Here is a 15,679-nt window from a genome sequence, read left to right as displayed (position 1 = left end):
TTGCTGACGGTTTCAGGCTGAGCCTAAAGCCCCGGACCCGGCGTCGCTGAGTTCTCGTGCTGCTTCTTGAACATGCCACGCTGGGCGACGTTGCCGAACAGCTCCTGAATCATCGAGGCGTCCTTGCCGCGGGCAGGGGATTCGTCATTGGCGAAGTCGACGACCATGCCGTCCTTCAGCCCGTAATGCGAGACGTGATGGACCCGTTCGCTGCCGTTGAAGTAGACGGCGATCACCTGCCGGTCGATTTCCCAGGGCTTGAGGAAGGCGACGGATTTCTGGGTGCTCGAGATATAGTAATAGCTATCGCCGTTGATCGTGCCCGTGGTGTCCGGCGAGCCGAGCGTCAGCTCAACGTCTTCCTTGGTCATGCCCGGACGCACCAAAGACGTGTCCACGTCGGTGAAGACATGGCCGTGATGGTCGATGGTCGCAGCGCTTCCGCAGCCGGCCAGCGGCAGCATGAGGCCGCCCATGAAGAGCCCCGCTAGGGCCGAAATCGATGGATTTGCGCGTTTGGTTCCGGTGCCTGGCACGAAAAGCCATTCCTCTCGCAGAAAATGTCCGTTATCCGACGGGCCACATAGCATGCAGCCCGGCCTTCAGTCTAAGATCGCGCCACTGGCTAAGAATCGCCGAAAGTGGTTGATCAATTCTATAGACTGGTCCGCCCCAGCGCTCATATCGATGCCGAATTCATGAACCCGTTCAATTGGCTAAGACGGCATTCGCCCAATCGCGTTAATGCAGAAAAACTCTATGACGCGATTGTGGCGCAGGCACGGCTGCCGGTCTTTTACTCAGAGTTCGGGGTACCCGACACCCTGGAAGGCCGCCTGTCCATGCTGACTGTGCATATATTCGCCGTTCTCCGCCGTCTCCAGGCGGAAAGCGGCGAGGGTCAAGCCAAAGCCCAGGAGATGGCCCAGGAGCTTGTCGATCTCTTCAGCGCCGATATGGATACGGTGCTGCGCGAGATGGGCGTGAGCGACCTGAAGGTGCCAAAGCGGGTCCGCGATATCTGCGCTAAGACTCACGGCGTGATCAACGCGCTCGAAGAGGCCTACGGCGCCGAAAAGGACTCTTTCCGCAAGGCTCTGGCAGAGCTTCTTCCCATGCCGGAAGAACAGGCCGAGGCTGCAAGCGGCGCATTGAGCGACTATCTTCACAAAGTGACCGTAGGGCTGGCGGAACAACATTTCACCGACCTGCGTGATGGAAACGTGCAATTCCCGGAGGTCTCAGATGTCGAAAAATCGTAAGACGGCACCCGACCCGGAGATCGATCAGGAATCCCCCCTCAAGCGGATCGTGAAGGTCGAGACCATTCGCCACGGCCAGGAGGAGGTGATCGAACCGACCGAGGCCGAGCTGAAGGAGATCGCTTCCCTTCAGGATCTGAAAAGCCTGGAGCGCCTGCTCTTCACCTACACCTTGCGAAAGGCGTCAGGGGGGTCGATACGGCTCAAGGGCCGCTTGGAGGCGAAGGCGATCCAGACCTGCGTGGTGACCCTGGAGCCCGTGGACGAAATGATCGATATGCCTGTCGAAGCCGAGTTCTGGCCTCTGACGCGTATTCACGCTATCGAGCGGGAGGAGGCCGAGGCGGGCTCCGCCGGCGATCCGCTGGCCGAATGGCCGGAACCCATCGTCGACGGCACCATCGACCTGGGGCGGTTGGTCTACGAAACCTTCGCGCTCGCGCTTACTCCTTACCCCCGACGCGAAGGCGCAGCCTTCGAATGGGAGGAGGGCAAGAGCGGCGAAGGCGATGCGGCAGAAACGCGCGAGAACCCGTTTGCGGTGTTGGAACAGCTGAAGCGCAACTAGGCCTCAAGAGCATGGCGCGCGTCACGAGGGTTGTCAGGGAGGGGCTTTTGAGTATCTTCGGGCCATTTTTGGGGGCCAGGCCGTCCGGCCGCGAAATGATTCATCCAGATCGGTAAGAAGACAATGGGTGCGCCTGTCACCATATCGCTCGATGCCATGGGCGGGGACCGAGGTCCCGAGGTCGTCGTACCCGGGGCGGCCGATGCGCTGGTCCGGAATCCGGATCTGCGCTTCCTCCTGATCGGCGACGAAAATCTGATCCGGCCGCTTCTGGAGCCTTACAAGAAGCTCAAGGAGCGCTCGGAGATCATCCACACCGATGTGGTGGTCACCATGGACCAGAAGCCGTCCGTGGCCCTCCGCAAGGGCCGCTGGCATTCCAGCATGTGGCTTGCACTGCAGATGGTGAAGGACGGCCGGGCCGACGCCGCCGTCTCCGCCGGCAATACGGGCGGGCTCATGGCCATGGCGAAGTTCTGCCTGCGCACCCTGGAGCAGGTCGACCGCCCGGCCATCGCCGCCATCTGGCCCACCATCGATTCCGAATGCATCGTGCTCGATGTCGGCGCAAATGTCGGCGCCGATGCCCGCCAGCTGATCGAGTTCTCCGTCATGGGAGCGGCCATGGCCCGCGCCGTGTTCAATCTGGAGCAGCCCTCCATCGGGCTCCTCAATATCGGCGTCGAGGAGATCAAAGGCCTCGACCACATCAAGGAGGCCGGTCAGGCACTCCGCGAGACGCCGTTGTCCTTCCGGTATCATGGCTTCGTCGAGGGCGACGATATCGGCCGTGGCGCCGTCGACGTGGTCGTCACTGACGGCTTCACCGGCAACATCGCCTTGAAGACCGCAGAGGGAACGGCTAAGCAAATCGCAGGATACCTGCGGGCCGCCATGGGACGCTCCCTTCTGGCCCGCATGGGAGCTGTTTTGGCTCAGGGCGCGTTCGGCGCGCTCCGAGACAAGATGGATCCCCGCCAGTTGAATGGCGGCATCTTCCTGGGTCTCAATGGCATCGTCGTGAAAAGCCATGGCGGCACCGACGCGACCGGTTTCGCCAGCGCCATCGATCTGGCCTCCGATATGGCCTCCAGCGATGTGGTGCGCCGGCTCGCCGACGACGTTGCCCGCTTCCAGGCCGAGCTCCAGCTCGAAGGTGCCGCTTAAGCCCGAGGAGTTTGGCCAACGTGAGTGTGTTGAGAACGGTCGTGAAGGGCTGTGGTGGATACCTGCCCGAGCGCATCATGACCAATGCGGATATTTCCGAATTCGTCGAAACCAACGACGAGTGGATCGCCTCCCGCACCGGCATCCGTGAGCGGCGTATCGCAGGCGAGGGCGAATACACCTCCACCATGGGGCTGGCTGCCGCCAAGGAGGCGCTCGCCAATGCAGGGATGGATGCCAGCGACATCGACCTGATCGTGCTCGCCACCTCCACCCCCGACCAGACCTTTCCAGCCACCGCAACGACCATCCAGGCCGAGCTCGGCATTACCCAGGGCGCGGCCTTCGATATCCAGGCCGTCTGCTCCGGCTTCGTCTATGCGCTTTCGACAGCGGACAACTTCCTGCGCGCTGGCCCCTATAAGCGGGCGCTGGTGATCGGCTCCGAAGTGTTTTCCCGCATCCTCGACTGGAAGGACCGCAACACCTGCGTCCTGTTCGGCGACGGCGCCGGCGCGGTCGTCGTCGAGGCGGAGCTGCAGCCCGGCGCCTCGACCGATCGGGGCATCCTGGCCGCCTGCCTGCGCTCCGATGGCCGCTACCGCGACAAGCTTTATGTGGATGGCGGCCCGTGCACCACGGGCACGGCCGGCTATCTGCGGATGGATGGGCCTGAAGTCTTCAGACATGCTGTCATAAAGATCGCTGAAGCCATTGACGAAGCGCTTGAAATGTCCGGTCTGGAGCCCTCAGACATCGATTGGTTCGTGCCCCATCAGGCCAACAAGCGAATCCTCGATGGCGCGGCCCGGAGGCTGAAGCTGCCGGCGGAACGGATCGTGGTTACCATCGACAAGCACGCCAATACCTCGGCGGCATCCATCCCGCTGGCACTAAATGTTGCGGTTCAGGACGGGCGTATCCAGCCCGGCGATCTTGTGCTGATGGAGGCCATGGGGGGTGGCTTCACCTGGGGTGCACTTCTCGTGAGGTGGTAGCGCAGGTTGCGTGCCGCGAATGTCACACCTGGGCCCGAAAAGAACGCAAAATCAGGAATTTGACGCAACGGTCATTGACCTTGCGTGAGTTGCTCGATTAGCATTTTGGCTTACCCGCGACCTGGGGGAAGTATCGCAATGGGCGGGAAGACGCTGACACGGGCCGATTTGGCGGAAGCCGTGTTCCAGAAGGTTGGACTACCGAGAAACGAGTCGGCGGAACTGGTCGAACTCGTGCTCAAGGAAATTGTGTCCAGCTTGGAGAACGGCGAGACCGTGAAGCTCTCGTCTTTTGGCTCGTTCGGTATCCGGGACAAGGGGGAACGGATCGGGCGCAATCCGAAGACCGGACAGGAAGTGCCGATCACGCCGCGGCGTGTGCTGGTGTTCCGCGCAAGCAACATCATGAAGCAATATATCAACAACGCTCTTTCGCGCCGGAAGGCTGCGGAATAGGGGGCTTCGCGCTGTCTCGCTTCGGCGCCCGGCAAACCTGGGTGCGCCCATTGCAAAACGCCTGAACCGCCGGGAGGCCGGCGGTTGGGGGGTATAGAAGCGGGGGTAAGCCATGCCGAAAGGGCCTGAGGCGTTTCGGACTATCAGCGAAGTCGCCGACGATCTCGACGTTCCCAAACACGTTCTGCGGTTCTGGGAAGCCAAATTCTCTCAAGTCAAACCCATGAAGCGCGGCGGCGGCCGCCGCTACTATCGTCCTGAGGACGTTGCCCTGCTGAAGGGCATCCGTCATCTCCTCTACAGCGAAGGCTACACGATCCGTGGCGTGCAGAAGATCCTGCGCGAAAACGGGCCTCGCTCGGTCATGACGCCGCGGGATGGCGATGAGCCGCCGATCCAGCAGCGCACGCCGCCGATTCCCGATGTCGCGGCCGATGCCGCCAAGAGCCGTGCGGAAGGCCCCACAGCCAGCGAACCGCTCGAGGCGCCCTCGGGCGAGCATCTGCCGGGCGGCAACAGGGCCGCCTATATCAGCGCGATTCTCGAAGAGCTCCAGGCCTGCAGGGAGCTGCTCGCTGGCGCCAAGAAGTAGGGCGGCGAAGACCGGATACGGCCGCGGCACAAACCCTGCGGCCGATTTCCAGCGGTCAGGCGAACACACGCCTTGCTTGGCGCGCCTGACCGTGTATACCCACATCTCTTGAAGGCGACAGGTACGGAGCGTGGCGCAGCCCGGTTAGCGCACCGGTCTGGGGGACCGGGGGTCGCGAGTTCAAATCTCGCCGCTCCGACCAGCCTTCTTCTCCCTCACTCCATCTTCTGAAATTCGAAGACGAACCCGTCCTCAAACGGGGCGATCGTCTGATGCGCCGCGCCGTTTCGGCGGCATATCGAGCGCCATGCCCCAGATCAGGGCCATGATCACGAAGAAATGGCGCCAGTGGTCGGTGTCGATCACGAACCCTTCCAACACCAGGGCAACGAAAGCCCCGAGCGCCACAGCGCTGAGGCCGTCACCCCCGCGGTCGTAGATCACCCGGCGGATTGCCAGCGCCAGGGTTGCGATCACCAGCCCGAGATAGAGCAGCCCGCCAATCCAACCCGTGTTGAGGAACATGCTGAGATAGACCTCGTGCACGTCTCCGAGCCGCCATATCCGCGCGTACTCCAGTGCGCCGAGGCCGAGCGGGTTCTCAACGATCAGCCCCATCGCCCTCACATGTCCGGCAAACCGTCCTTCGGGTCCGATGTCGTAGGACTGCTCGAATGAGGTGCGCTCGCCAAACAGCTCAGCATAGTTCGGCGCCATCTGCACCGCGGCCACAACCCCGATCGCCACGATGGCAGCCATCAGGAGGACGAGAAAGAGCTTCACCCTCTGACGGTTCGTGGGCGCCGTCGAGAACATGCAGAAGGAAAAGGTGAGAAGCGCGACGAACAGGCTTGCCCACGCGCCACGCGAAAGGCTGAGCAGACAGCCAAACAGAAGGAAGCCGCCCACCGCCGAGACCAATGCGGCGCGTGTGAGGGAGGAATTGAGAACCAGGTAGAAACAGTAGAGGATCGCAGGCACGAGGAACGCACCGAAGACGTTGGGATCCTCGAACGTGCCTTGCGCCCGGCCATACTGGGTGAAGATATCGTAGGCGCCCGGCAACAGGTTGAAATAGCCGATGAGGGCCGCGACCACCGCGATCACGGCGGAGACCGTATAGGCTGATAGCAGCAGGTGGACGCGGGCGTTGGAATCCGCGCCCACGAATCCCACCAGCGGCACCGAGGTCAGCGCTAGGAACAGCGTGATGTTCGTGTGCGGGAGGGAGAACTCCAAAGTGCCGGCCTGGGTCGTCGCAATATAGCCGCCGGCGCAGATCACCATCCAAACGAAGAAATAGACGGCAAGCCCGGTCGAGACGCGCATGAGCCCGACGACCGGAATCATGAGCGTGGCACCCATGATCAGCGCGTCGTACGGCGCAGGATCCGCCACCACGATCCCCACGGTCGCGATCGTCAGCCAGACATAGAACAACGCCAGCCGCCGGATCCCGGCGCTGATATGGGGCGGAGCCCCGGCCGGTGCGAGCCGGCCTATAGGAAGATCGCTTACGCTCATCGGCGTCATACCTTATCCCGGCCGATCAGTAGGCGTTGTCCATCTTGAGCAGGGCAATCGGGGTCATGAGAAGAATGTAGAGGTCCAGCACCACGGACCAGTTCTCGATGTAGTAGAGGTCGTGCTCCACCCGCCGGCGGATCTTCTCCTCCGTATCCGTCTCGCCGCGCCAGCCGTGGATCTGGGCCCACCCCGTCACCCCGGGCTTCACGCGATGGCGCGCGAAATACCCATCCACCACATCGGCATAGAGCCGGTCCTTCGCTTTCGCCTTCAATGCATGGGGCCGCGGGCCCACCAGGGACAGATCGCCTTTGAGCACGTTGAAGAGCTGAGGCAGCTCGTCGAGGCTCGTCTTGCGGAGCAGCCGGCCGATGGGCGTGACCCGGGGATCGCCCTTGGTCACCAGCCTGTCGGCTTCAGCATCCGTCATGTCCGTGTACATGGAGCGGAATTTGTAGACGTCGATCAGCTCGTTGTTGAAGCCTTGGCGGGTCTGCTTGAAGAAGACGGGGCCTTTGCTGGTGAGCTTGATGGCGAGCGCGATCAGCAGCATCAGCGGCGACAGAACCAGAAGCCCGGCGCCCGCAAGCACCGCATCGAACACCCGCTTCTGGACGAAGTCCCAATCGGCGATCGGCTTGTCGGCAATGTCGATGAACGGGACATTGCCGATGTAGGAATAGGTGTGAGGCCGGAACCGCAGCGCGTTGTTCTGGGCCGAAAGCCGGATATCGACCGGCAGCACCCAGAGCGTCTTGAGAATCTGCAAAACCCGCTTCTCCGCCGCCATCGGCAAAGAGATGATCAGAAGGTCCACCCGGGACTTCCGCGCGAAATCCACCAGGTCTTTGATCTTGCCGAGCTTCGGATAGCCCGCCACCAAAGGTAAGACACGGTCGTCGCCGCGGTCGTCGAAGATGCCGGCGATCCTGATATCCGTGTTGGGCGAGGCCTCCAGGGATCGGATCAGCTCCTCTGCCTGCTCGCCGCCGCCGATGATGACCGCACGGCGGTAGAGCCGGCCCTCGCGCAGCCAGCGCCGCATGAGGATCAAAAGCGACAGGCGCTCCGCCAGGAGCAGGGAGAGGACCGACACGTACCAGCTGCCGAGCCAGACGCGGGAGAACTCCGCGCCGACCTTGGCGAAGAACGCCACCGCCATGAAGGCCGCCAGCACGAGCGTCCAGGCAAGCACGATGCGGGAATAGCTGGAGGTGAACTCCCGGAAGGACTTAATCGAATAGAGCCCGAAGCCTTGCGCGAGCCCGCAGAAGACCAGCGCGCCCGTCACCACCGCCCCGAGATAAACGATGTGCTGCCCGGGCTCCTGCGCCACATGCAGCAGATAAATGGCAAAGCCCAGCCCGGCGATGATCAGAAACTCGACGACGCGGGTGGCGCCCACCAGCACGGCGTTGGGCAAAAGCGACAACGACGCGGCACGGCGAATCTCGGCCAGAGGCGGACGCGGGTGCTTCCGCCGCTCGGGCATCCCCTTGGGCGGTCCCGCATGCAGACTCCGGGGCCGGCGCCCCTTCTTGTCATCCAGCCGGCGTTCCGGTTCCATCACACCCATTCGCTTACGCTCACACTACTCATACCAGGCCGTGGCCGGAGAGATCCGGACCTATCCTGGCACAAGACATGCCAGTTTTGCCCCCCAAACAGGTGCTTATGGCATGCGCGGCGTTTGAGATCGGTGAAGCTGGCGCCTTGCGGAAGGGCGCGATGGCAACGTGGTTAGTGAGACCTTACTGGGAAGGTGCAGAATCGCCTTCCAGCACGTCGAAATAGAAGGCGACGATGTCTTCAGCCATGCCAAGCACCGTGAAGCGCTGCTCAGCATTGGCCTGCAATGCGGCAGACCGTTCCAAAAAGGGACCGGAATCGATCAGGAAGAGACGCATCTGATCGGCGAGCGCCTGGACGTCGCCGGGGGGAATGAGCGGCGTGGGCACGCCGGCTGTCATCTCCGGAATGCCGCCGACATCGGTGGCGATGAGCGGCATGCCCGCCGCCATTGTCTCCAGCACGATATAGGGGAAGGATTCGGCCCGCGACGGCACCACGACGCAGCGGCCGCGGGCGAACGCCACGCGCGCCGGCATTGGGCCGGGGAAGGTGACCTGGCCGAGAAGCTTGCGCCGCTTCGCCAGTGTCTTGAAACGCGCCTCGTGGGGACCCGCCCCTACGATGACGGCGCGCACATGGTGCATCCCCGCCATGGCCTTCACCCGCGCAAGCGCCTCGATGAACACGTCGACGCCCTTCAGATCGCGCAGCTCGCCGATGAAGAGGAAATCGGCAGCGTTCTCGTCGATGGCGGGCTCGTAGAACTCCCGCAAGTAGAGACCGTTGGGAACGATGCGGCTGGGGCAGGGAACCGGTCCGATCCGCGCCTCGTAGACCCGCTTGGCGTAGCCGCTTTCAAACAGCAGCCCATCCGTTAGAGGCGCGAGGCGCCGTTCCGCCGCAATGTAGATCTTGCCGGCGAGGCTACCGGAATCGAAATGCAGGCTTCCCCCATGGGGCGTGTAGAAGGCGTAGACCCGCGCACCTTTTCGCTTGAGGGAGCGCGCCGCCAGCCGCGCATAGGCGCCGCCCTTGGCGCCGTGGCCATGCAGGATGTCCGGCTCCGCCTCTTGGGCGAACCGCTTCACCTGACCGATGGCCAGCCAATCACCGAATCCGGGCTGGCGAGGCATGGGGCTTCGCCGCACGCCCAAGGCACAATGATCGTCGAGACCGGCAAGCGCTTCCTCAGCCGCCTGGCCGCCGCCTTGCGAATCGCAGATCACGCCGACTTCGAGCCCCATCTCGGCCTGGGCGCGAACCAGATCACGCACATGACGAAACAGACCGCCGACAGGCGCCCGTAGGCAATGGATGACCCGCAAGGGGCGGCTCATGACGCCGCCCGCTGTTTTGGGGAATCGAACCGGCTAGAAGAAACGTTCGAGCACATAGATCGTGTCGCCTGGCTGCACGGGATAGTCACTGGGCACAACGACCGTGCTCATGACCCCATCGAACCGCCGGGTCAACCGGACCTTCCGCTCGTTGGCGCGCTCCGTATAGCCTTCCGCGGTCGCAACGGCTTCCTCGATCGTCATGCCGCTCACGTAGGGATATTTGCCGGCCCGCCTCACCTCGCCGAGGATGTAGAAGGGGCGATAGGTCTGCACCTCGACGCTAACCTTCGGATTCTTCACGTATTCGGCGCCCAGATCCCGGGTGATGACCGAGGCGAGCTGGCGCGTCGTGAGCCCCCGAGCCCGGACCGAGCCCAGGAGCGGCATGGAAATATAGCCGCTGCCGTCGACCGCGTAGACACGCGAGAGATTCTGCTGGCCGAAGACCACGATGCGAAGCTCGTCGCCGCTATCCAGCCGGTAGGTCCCGTGCAGCGCCACGGGCTGACCGGGAATCGCTCCGGCAGGCGCTCTGACATGCTGTCCGGGAGGCGGAAGCGGCGAAGGCGTGTTAAACACCGGGGCAGGGAGGTTCATCCGCGGAAAACCGCGCAAATTACACCCCCCGAGCCCTACGCCGAGCACGATCGCCAGCAGCATGAGCCTGACAAAAACGAATCCAATTTCGCGCGTCCTGTTCATGCCTTTTGTCTAAGGCATGTATAGTTAATGAATGCTCACCAGCCGTCCTGAACCAGGGCAGCGCTTAAGCATTTGGTTACCGCGGCGAGTCAGTAATGACGCTGCAACCGAACAGGGATTTAAGTGAGTCCATGCACTCCGAGCCAAGCCTCTCGCGCAGCGACGATATCGACCTCGTAACACTGGGCCGCGCCGTCTGGCGCGCCAAGTGGTGGGTCATCTGTCTGTCGCTGCTCGCAGGCGTCATTACCTTCTTCGCGCTCTCCATGATGCGCCCGGTCTATACGTCCGAGGCGCGCATCCTTATCGAGAACGAAGAATCGACCTATCGGCGTCCGACGGGCGATCAGTCCGCCCCGGCCTCGTCCACCCTCGACGAGCAGGCGATTCAGAGTCAGGTGCAGGTGCTTACCTCCCGCGATCTCATCTTGAAGGTCGTCGATGAGCTCGACCTCGCCAACGATCCCTCCTTCAAGGAAGATGCGGGTGTCAGCCTCATGAACCGTCTGCTCGGGCTGATCGGGATAGCGCCTGAGAAATCCCAGAACGATCAGACGGCCGGCGTCTTCGCCGAACATCTCTCCGTCTATCAGCTCGGTAAGTCTTCCGTGATTGCCGTGGCCTATACGTCGGGCGATCCCGAACTCGCCGCCAAGGCCGCCAACAGCCTGGCCCGGGTCTATATCGAGTGGCAGCGCGAAGCGAAGCTGACCCAGACCCGCGATGCAACGGCCTGGCTGCGCAACCAGATCGAGGCCTTGCGCGACCGGGTCTCCGATTCCGAATCGGCGGTCGAGAACTTCCGCGCGGAGGAGGGGATCTATGCTGGCTCCGGCGACGTCGACCTGACCGCACAGCAGCTTTCGGAGCTGAATAGCAAGCTGATCCTCGCCAAAGCCCAGAAATCCGAGGCCGAGGCGCGCGCCCGCATGATTCGTCAGATGCTGACCGAGAATGGCGAGATCGAAGCGACGTCGGAAGTGCTGAAATCCGGCCTCATCAGCGCCCTGATCGAGCAGCGGGTTCAGGTGCAGCGTCAGCTCGCCGAGCTCTCCGCCACCTTGCTTCCGTCTCACCCGCGTATTCAGCAGCTCAACTCCGAGCTGGCGGATGTCCGCGCTCAGATCCGCGAAGAGGGCCGCAAGATCGCCCGGAGCCTGGAAAACGAAGCCCAGGTCGCCGATGCGCGTGTTCAGTCCCTGACGGGTAGCCTGAAGGCCGCCAAGAGCCAAGCCTCAGGCGAGGGTGCTGCGGAGATCAAGCTGCGCGCCCTGGAGCGCGAGGCGAAGTCGAACCGCGATCTCCTGGAATCCTATCTGGCCCGCTATCGCGATGCGAGCGCCCGCGGCGATGTGGGCGCCGTGCCGGCCAACGCGACCATCGTCTCTCAGGCCTATCCGGCCGCAACCCCGTCCTTCCCCAAGAAGCTTCCCATCACGCTTCTGGTGATGGTGGCGGTCGCCCTGGTGGTGCTCGCCTATGTCATGGCGCGGGAGCTGATCCGCGCCACCGCCGTCTCCACCTCGCGCCATCGTCAACTCGTGCCCCGGGACGAAACCTATCCGGCGCCCGAACCTGTCTTCAATCGCGAGGAGGAGTCGAAGGCGGTCGTACCGACAGAGCCCGCGAAAACGCCGGAGCCTGACGAGCCCAAGAGCGACGACGCCAAGGCCGAAGAGTCGGAGGTCAAAGACGCCGGCGACTCGGACGACGAGGCATCCCGCGAGAACGACACGGAGCAACAGATCCGGTCGGTCCAGGAGGTTCTGGCCCGCTTCCGTCGTCCGGAGGCTGCGGAGGCTCGGGAGAGCATCCAAGACAACGTCAAAACCAATAGCAACGGAAACGGGCCCGCCGAGAAGAGCCGCGAGCTGGCCCGCACGGAGGATGTGGACTCCGGCGAACGGATGCCGATCCCGTCCAGCACCACCCCCAGCATTCCGATCGCCATGAGCAATGGCGCGGCAAAGCCGGACGACCCGGAGACGGCCCGCATGAGCCCCTTGGAGCGCTATCTCCGCCAGCGGTCCGGACACCCTGCCGCCGCTAACGAGCGACCCAAGGCGGAAGCCTCAAGACGCAAGGGGGATGTGATCCGCAATATCGACGTGCTGCGCGACCGCTTCGCCGAGCAACTCGACACCCGAGACTCGCCTGTCGCTCTCGTCACCCCTGTCTCGGCCTCCAACGCCTTGCCCGAGGCGATCCAGCTCGCCCGTCCGCTGGCTGCCGGCGGCAAGACCGTGCTGCTGCTCGACATGGCACAAGGCTCCACCACCGTTTCGGACTTTCTGGGCCTGGAACGCTCACCCGGCTTCAACGAGCTGCTGGCCAATGTCGCCGCCTTCGAAGACGTGCTTCGGGTGGACAGCGAATCGCCGCTCCAGGTGATCCCGGCGGGCAGCCCCAGCCTCCCGGTCCCGCCCGGCGAGGTGAAGAGCTTCGTGCGCATCCTCGATGCGCTGCGCCAGACCTACGATTGCGTTGTGATCCACAGCGACTTCGACCGGGCGGAGCATTTCGCATCGGCCCTCCATGGCGAGCTCACCACGGCCGTGGCCCTGTTCGCGCCGAAGACGATCAGTGAGGAAGAGAACCGGCTGGCGGATCTGAAGGAGCTCGGCTGCCGATTCATGCTCTACGAGCGCGCCGTCAGCGCCGAGCAGGACGAAGCCAATAGCCTCCGCCAGCGGCTCGCCGCAAGCTAGCTCCGCACAATCGATCGCTCCACACGAAGGCTAGCGCGGCCTAATCGTCGTCGCCGGATCCGCTGTCGCCCTGATTGCCGAACAGCCGGCGCCGCGCCTTTTGCACCAGGGGCCACAGAACGTCGTTGTTCTTGATCGACCGCTTGGCCCGGGACCAGCCCGACAGGGGCATGGTTACCAGGAGACCTTGGGGCTTGAACGCAATGTAGGAATCGAAGAGCGGTCGGAAGACATCGGACCAGCGCTCTTTATGGCGGGCCCCGCCGACACCGATATCGTAATAGGACAGGCCTTCGTCGCAGGCCCACTTGATCTCCCGGCGCAGCAAGACGAGGCCCGGCGAGTAACGCATCATGTCGCTCTCGGCGAGCGACGACATGCTGACGGCGAGCGTGTCCCGGCAGATCGAACCGCTGAAGGTCGCGGTCACGACATCCCCGACCTTCAGATAGCCCATGCACAACCGGGCCGGGTCGCCCTTGGGCAGGGTCACGAGATCCCGGCAGAACTCCCGGATCGGCGGCGTGAAGGGATCGTCCACGCCCATCTTGGCGAATTGCAGCTCCCGCTGTTCGAAGAAGGTCTCGAGCAGCTCCCGCTGTTCCTCGTCCGTGTCGCCCCAACCGAAGACGACCGCGCCGCCTTCCTCCTCCAGCTTGCGCTCCCGGCGCGAGTATTTGCGGCGCGACTGCTTGCCGAACCGCGCAAGATAGATCTTCTCGAAATCCCCGAGTGCCACCGCATAGCCGCCGCTGGGATGAGGCTGCTGGGGCAGTCGCGCGAAAGGATTCGGCGCGCCGTTCCAATCGAAGGGCTGGGCATCGAGCAACGCCGCGCTGACATCGGCCCGCTCGGCGATGTGCTGAAGCAGGCGCTTCAGATCGTCCGCCTGAAGCCTCTCCGCCGCTTCGGGGCTGTTCAGCCCCATATTGTAGTTTGCGTGGCCTTGCCCCATCCAGGTGAGTACCGGCTGGCCGAGCGCCTGTTCGGTCTGGAAGGCCCACAGGAATACCGGGCGCCCATGGACGGAGCCCACGGCGATGACCGGCTCGCGGCCGTCGGGCGCCAGGACATTGCGCACCCAGGCTTGCGCATAACCGTAAGTTTGGCTCGGCGTGTAGGGGGCGACCTCTTCCAGGCCGAGCCAGATATCCTTCAGGGACTCCACGTCGGGGCGGACGTCCAAAGTGACCGGCCCCATGGACGTCTCGATCTCAGATGGCTGCGCCGTGCCGTATTGCGGCATATTCATTCCTATTTCGGTACGCTGAAGCGCTGTCGACGTCATAGACTGACACACCTTTCCGACCCCTGAGCCACCCGATCGCTCATTAAGCAAGTTTCGAGCCCGGAAAACCTTTCGAAAGATAGATTGTGCCAGAATTCCCCAAACCGCGGCTCGACCTTTGCACGGGTGGCGTTAATGGTTGATAGGCGAGGGAGAATTTCGGTGGCGAAGGTTAAGAGGGCGATGTTCAAGGCGGCCATGTCGGGGCTCTATCACTCCGGCGCGACCCGCATTCTCTCCCCCTTCACCGAAGGGAGCGGCCTGATCTTCATGCTGCATCAGGTGCGGCCGGCACAGGACAAGGACTTCAATCCGAACCGTATCCTGGAGATCACGCCGGAGTTCTTCGAAGCGGTCCTCGATCAGACGGAGCAGGCCGGTCTCGACATCGTCAGCCTCGATGAAGCCGTCACGCGGCTCAAGACCGGCGACGACCGACGCTTCGCCTGCCTCACCTTCGACGACGGCTATCGCGACAATTTCGAATACGCCTATCCAATTCTGAAGCGCCGCAACCTGCCGGCAACCATCTACATCCCGACCGATTATCCCGAGCGGCGCGGCGAGCTCTGGTGGCTCGCTCTGCAGGAGGTGATCGCCCGGGCCGACGAGATCGAGCTCTGCCGGGACGGCAGCCTGTGGCGCTTGCCGACGGCGACCGAGGCCGAGAAGTGGAAGGCTTTCGAACAGATCTATGGCTGGCTACGCGCCATCGATCAGGTGACCCAACGCCAGGTCGTCCGTGCGCTGTCGGAGCGCTACGGCGTCGACATGGAAGAGATGTGCCGCGACCTAATCATGGATTGGGACGAGATCCGCACACTCGCGGACGACCCGCTGATCACCATCGGCGCCCACACCAAAGGGCACTACGCCCTGTCCAAGCTTCCGGCGGACCGGGCGCGGGAGGAGATGAAAGGCGGCGCGGACTGCCTAGCGGAAAAGCTGGGCCAATGGCCGGAGCATTTCGCATACCCTTACGGCGACGAGACCAGCGCAGGCCCGCGCGAGTTTCACATCGCCAAGGAGCTCGGCTTCAAGACCGCCGTCACGACGCGCAAGGGGATGGTGTTCCCGGCCCACAAAAACCACCTGACGGCCCTGCCGCGGGTCTCGCTCAACGGCGACTACCAGTCCCTGACCTATACGGGGCTCTATCTCTCCGGCGCGCCGTTCGCCCTCTACAACCGCTTCCGCGAGGTGAACGCGGCCTAGCTGTGCTGCGAGACTAATCCTGCGGCGCGTTGGGATCGGGCTTCTGCATCCACCGGAGCAGCAGGCCCGCCGGCAGCACCCACAAGACGCCCGCCACCAGGAAATAGCCGAACTTGATCAGCGTCGGTGCTTCGAGAATGCGCCCGGACCCGATGGCTGCGGCGACCACCACATAGACCATGACAAAGCTCACCAGAGCGATGATGCCGAAGAATTTGCGGGCAGGGCGGGTCATGGCCGTCCTATACCCCCGAATGGGCTTTCAGCGAAAGCGCTGCGCTACT

At 63.3% G+C, this 15,679-nt stretch carries 15 protein-coding genes and 1 tRNA gene; 9 read left to right on the top strand and 7 right to left on the bottom strand.

Annotation, left to right across the window (positions count from 1 at the left end; genetic code table 11):
• Nucleotides 1–23 precede the first annotated feature (23 nt).
• Nucleotides 24–476 (bottom strand): outer membrane protein assembly factor BamE, encoded by a 453-nt coding sequence (locus ACFQ2F_RS09505; protein WP_379089093.1) that lies wholly within the window; start codon nt 474–476, stop codon nt 24–26.
• A 165-nt stretch (nt 477–641) separates the two neighbouring features.
• Between ACFQ2F_RS09505 and ACFQ2F_RS09500 the strand changes: the two genes are divergently transcribed.
• From ACFQ2F_RS09500 to ACFQ2F_RS09470, 7 genes are all read left to right on the top strand, one after another.
• Nucleotides 642–1,262: a ubiquinol-cytochrome C chaperone family protein gene (locus tag ACFQ2F_RS09500; protein ID WP_379089091.1), complete on the top strand. Its 621-nt coding sequence runs from the start codon at nt 642–644 to the stop codon at nt 1,260–1,262.
• Nucleotides 1,246–1,830 carry a YceD family protein gene (locus tag ACFQ2F_RS09495; protein WP_379089088.1) on the top strand — a complete coding sequence of 195 codons (585 nt, stop codon included), beginning with the start codon at nt 1,246–1,248 and terminating at the stop codon, nt 1,828–1,830. Before ACFQ2F_RS09500 ends, ACFQ2F_RS09495 begins: the two co-directional genes overlap by 17 nt.
• A gap of 123 nt (nt 1,831–1,953) precedes the next feature.
• Nucleotides 1,954–2,997 carry a phosphate acyltransferase PlsX gene (plsX, locus tag ACFQ2F_RS09490; RefSeq protein WP_379089085.1) on the top strand — a complete coding sequence of 348 codons (1,044 nt, stop codon included), beginning with the start codon at nt 1,954–1,956 and terminating at the stop codon, nt 2,995–2,997.
• Nucleotides 2,998–3,017: 20 nt separating this feature from the next.
• Nucleotides 3,018–3,995 (top strand): beta-ketoacyl-ACP synthase III, encoded by a 978-nt coding sequence (locus tag ACFQ2F_RS09485; RefSeq protein WP_379089082.1) that lies wholly within the window; start codon nt 3,018–3,020, stop codon nt 3,993–3,995.
• 138 nt (nt 3,996–4,133) lie between these two features.
• A complete protein-coding gene (locus ACFQ2F_RS09480) occupies nt 4,134–4,451 on the top strand; it encodes an integration host factor subunit alpha (RefSeq protein ID WP_379089079.1) in 318 nt (105 codons plus the stop codon).
• A 112-nt stretch (nt 4,452–4,563) separates the two neighbouring features.
• Nucleotides 4,564–5,043: a MerR family transcriptional regulator gene (locus ACFQ2F_RS09475; protein WP_379089076.1), complete on the top strand. Its 480-nt coding sequence runs from the start codon at nt 4,564–4,566 to the stop codon at nt 5,041–5,043.
• 124 nt (nt 5,044–5,167) lie between these two features.
• Nucleotides 5,168–5,245, top strand: a tRNA-Pro gene (locus ACFQ2F_RS09470).
• A 50-nt stretch (nt 5,246–5,295) separates the two neighbouring features.
• On the opposite strand, the gene ACFQ2F_RS09465 is transcribed toward ACFQ2F_RS09470, so the two are convergent.
• The 4 genes from ACFQ2F_RS09465 to ACFQ2F_RS09450 form a co-directional block, all read right to left on the bottom strand.
• Nucleotides 5,296–6,567 (bottom strand): O-antigen ligase family protein, encoded by a 1,272-nt coding sequence (locus tag ACFQ2F_RS09465; protein ID WP_379089073.1) that lies wholly within the window; start codon nt 6,565–6,567, stop codon nt 5,296–5,298.
• Between the two features lie 25 nt (nt 6,568–6,592).
• A complete protein-coding gene (locus ACFQ2F_RS09460) occupies nt 6,593–8,137 on the bottom strand; it encodes an undecaprenyl-phosphate glucose phosphotransferase (RefSeq protein WP_379090663.1) in 1,545 nt (514 codons plus the stop codon).
• A 184-nt stretch (nt 8,138–8,321) separates the two neighbouring features.
• Complete coding sequence (locus ACFQ2F_RS09455; RefSeq protein ID WP_379089070.1) at nt 8,322–9,479, bottom strand: glycosyltransferase family 4 protein; 1,158 nt, start codon at nt 9,477–9,479, stop codon at nt 8,322–8,324.
• A gap of 33 nt (nt 9,480–9,512) precedes the next feature.
• On the bottom strand, nt 9,513–10,079 hold the full coding sequence (locus ACFQ2F_RS09450) for a polysaccharide biosynthesis/export family protein (protein ID WP_379089067.1): 567 nt from the start codon (nt 10,077–10,079) through the stop codon (nt 9,513–9,515).
• Nucleotides 10,080–10,315: 236 nt separating this feature from the next.
• Here ACFQ2F_RS09450 and ACFQ2F_RS09445 point away from each other — a divergent pair, with 236 nt between their 5' ends.
• Complete coding sequence (locus ACFQ2F_RS09445; RefSeq protein WP_379089063.1) at nt 10,316–12,892, top strand: exopolysaccharide transport family protein; 2,577 nt, start codon at nt 10,316–10,318, stop codon at nt 12,890–12,892.
• 40 nt (nt 12,893–12,932) lie between these two features.
• Here the strand turns inward: ACFQ2F_RS09445 and ACFQ2F_RS09440 are convergent, their stop codons facing one another.
• A complete protein-coding gene (locus ACFQ2F_RS09440; RefSeq protein ID WP_379089060.1) occupies nt 12,933–14,144 on the bottom strand; it encodes a GNAT family N-acetyltransferase in 1,212 nt (403 codons plus the stop codon).
• Between the two features lie 198 nt (nt 14,145–14,342).
• On the opposite strand from ACFQ2F_RS09440, the gene ACFQ2F_RS09435 reads away from it, so the two are divergent.
• Entirely contained in the window at nt 14,343–15,395 is a 1,053-nt protein-coding gene (locus ACFQ2F_RS09435) for a polysaccharide deacetylase family protein (protein WP_379089057.1), read from the top strand.
• Between the two features lie 13 nt (nt 15,396–15,408).
• Here ACFQ2F_RS09435 and ACFQ2F_RS09430 read toward each other — a convergent pair whose 3' ends face one another.
• Entirely contained in the window at nt 15,409–15,630 is a 222-nt protein-coding gene (locus tag ACFQ2F_RS09430; RefSeq protein ID WP_379089054.1) for a DUF2842 domain-containing protein, read from the bottom strand.
• Between the last annotated feature and the right edge of the window lie 49 nt (nt 15,631–15,679).

It is taken from the genome of Methyloligella solikamskensis, from assembly GCF_042676065.1.
GTDB classification, from domain to species: Bacteria; Pseudomonadota; Alphaproteobacteria; order Rhizobiales; family Methyloligellaceae; genus Methyloligella; species Methyloligella solikamskensis.
The sequence above is the reverse complement of the archived record's forward strand: the minus strand, read 5'-3'. Positions and strand labels throughout refer to the sequence as shown.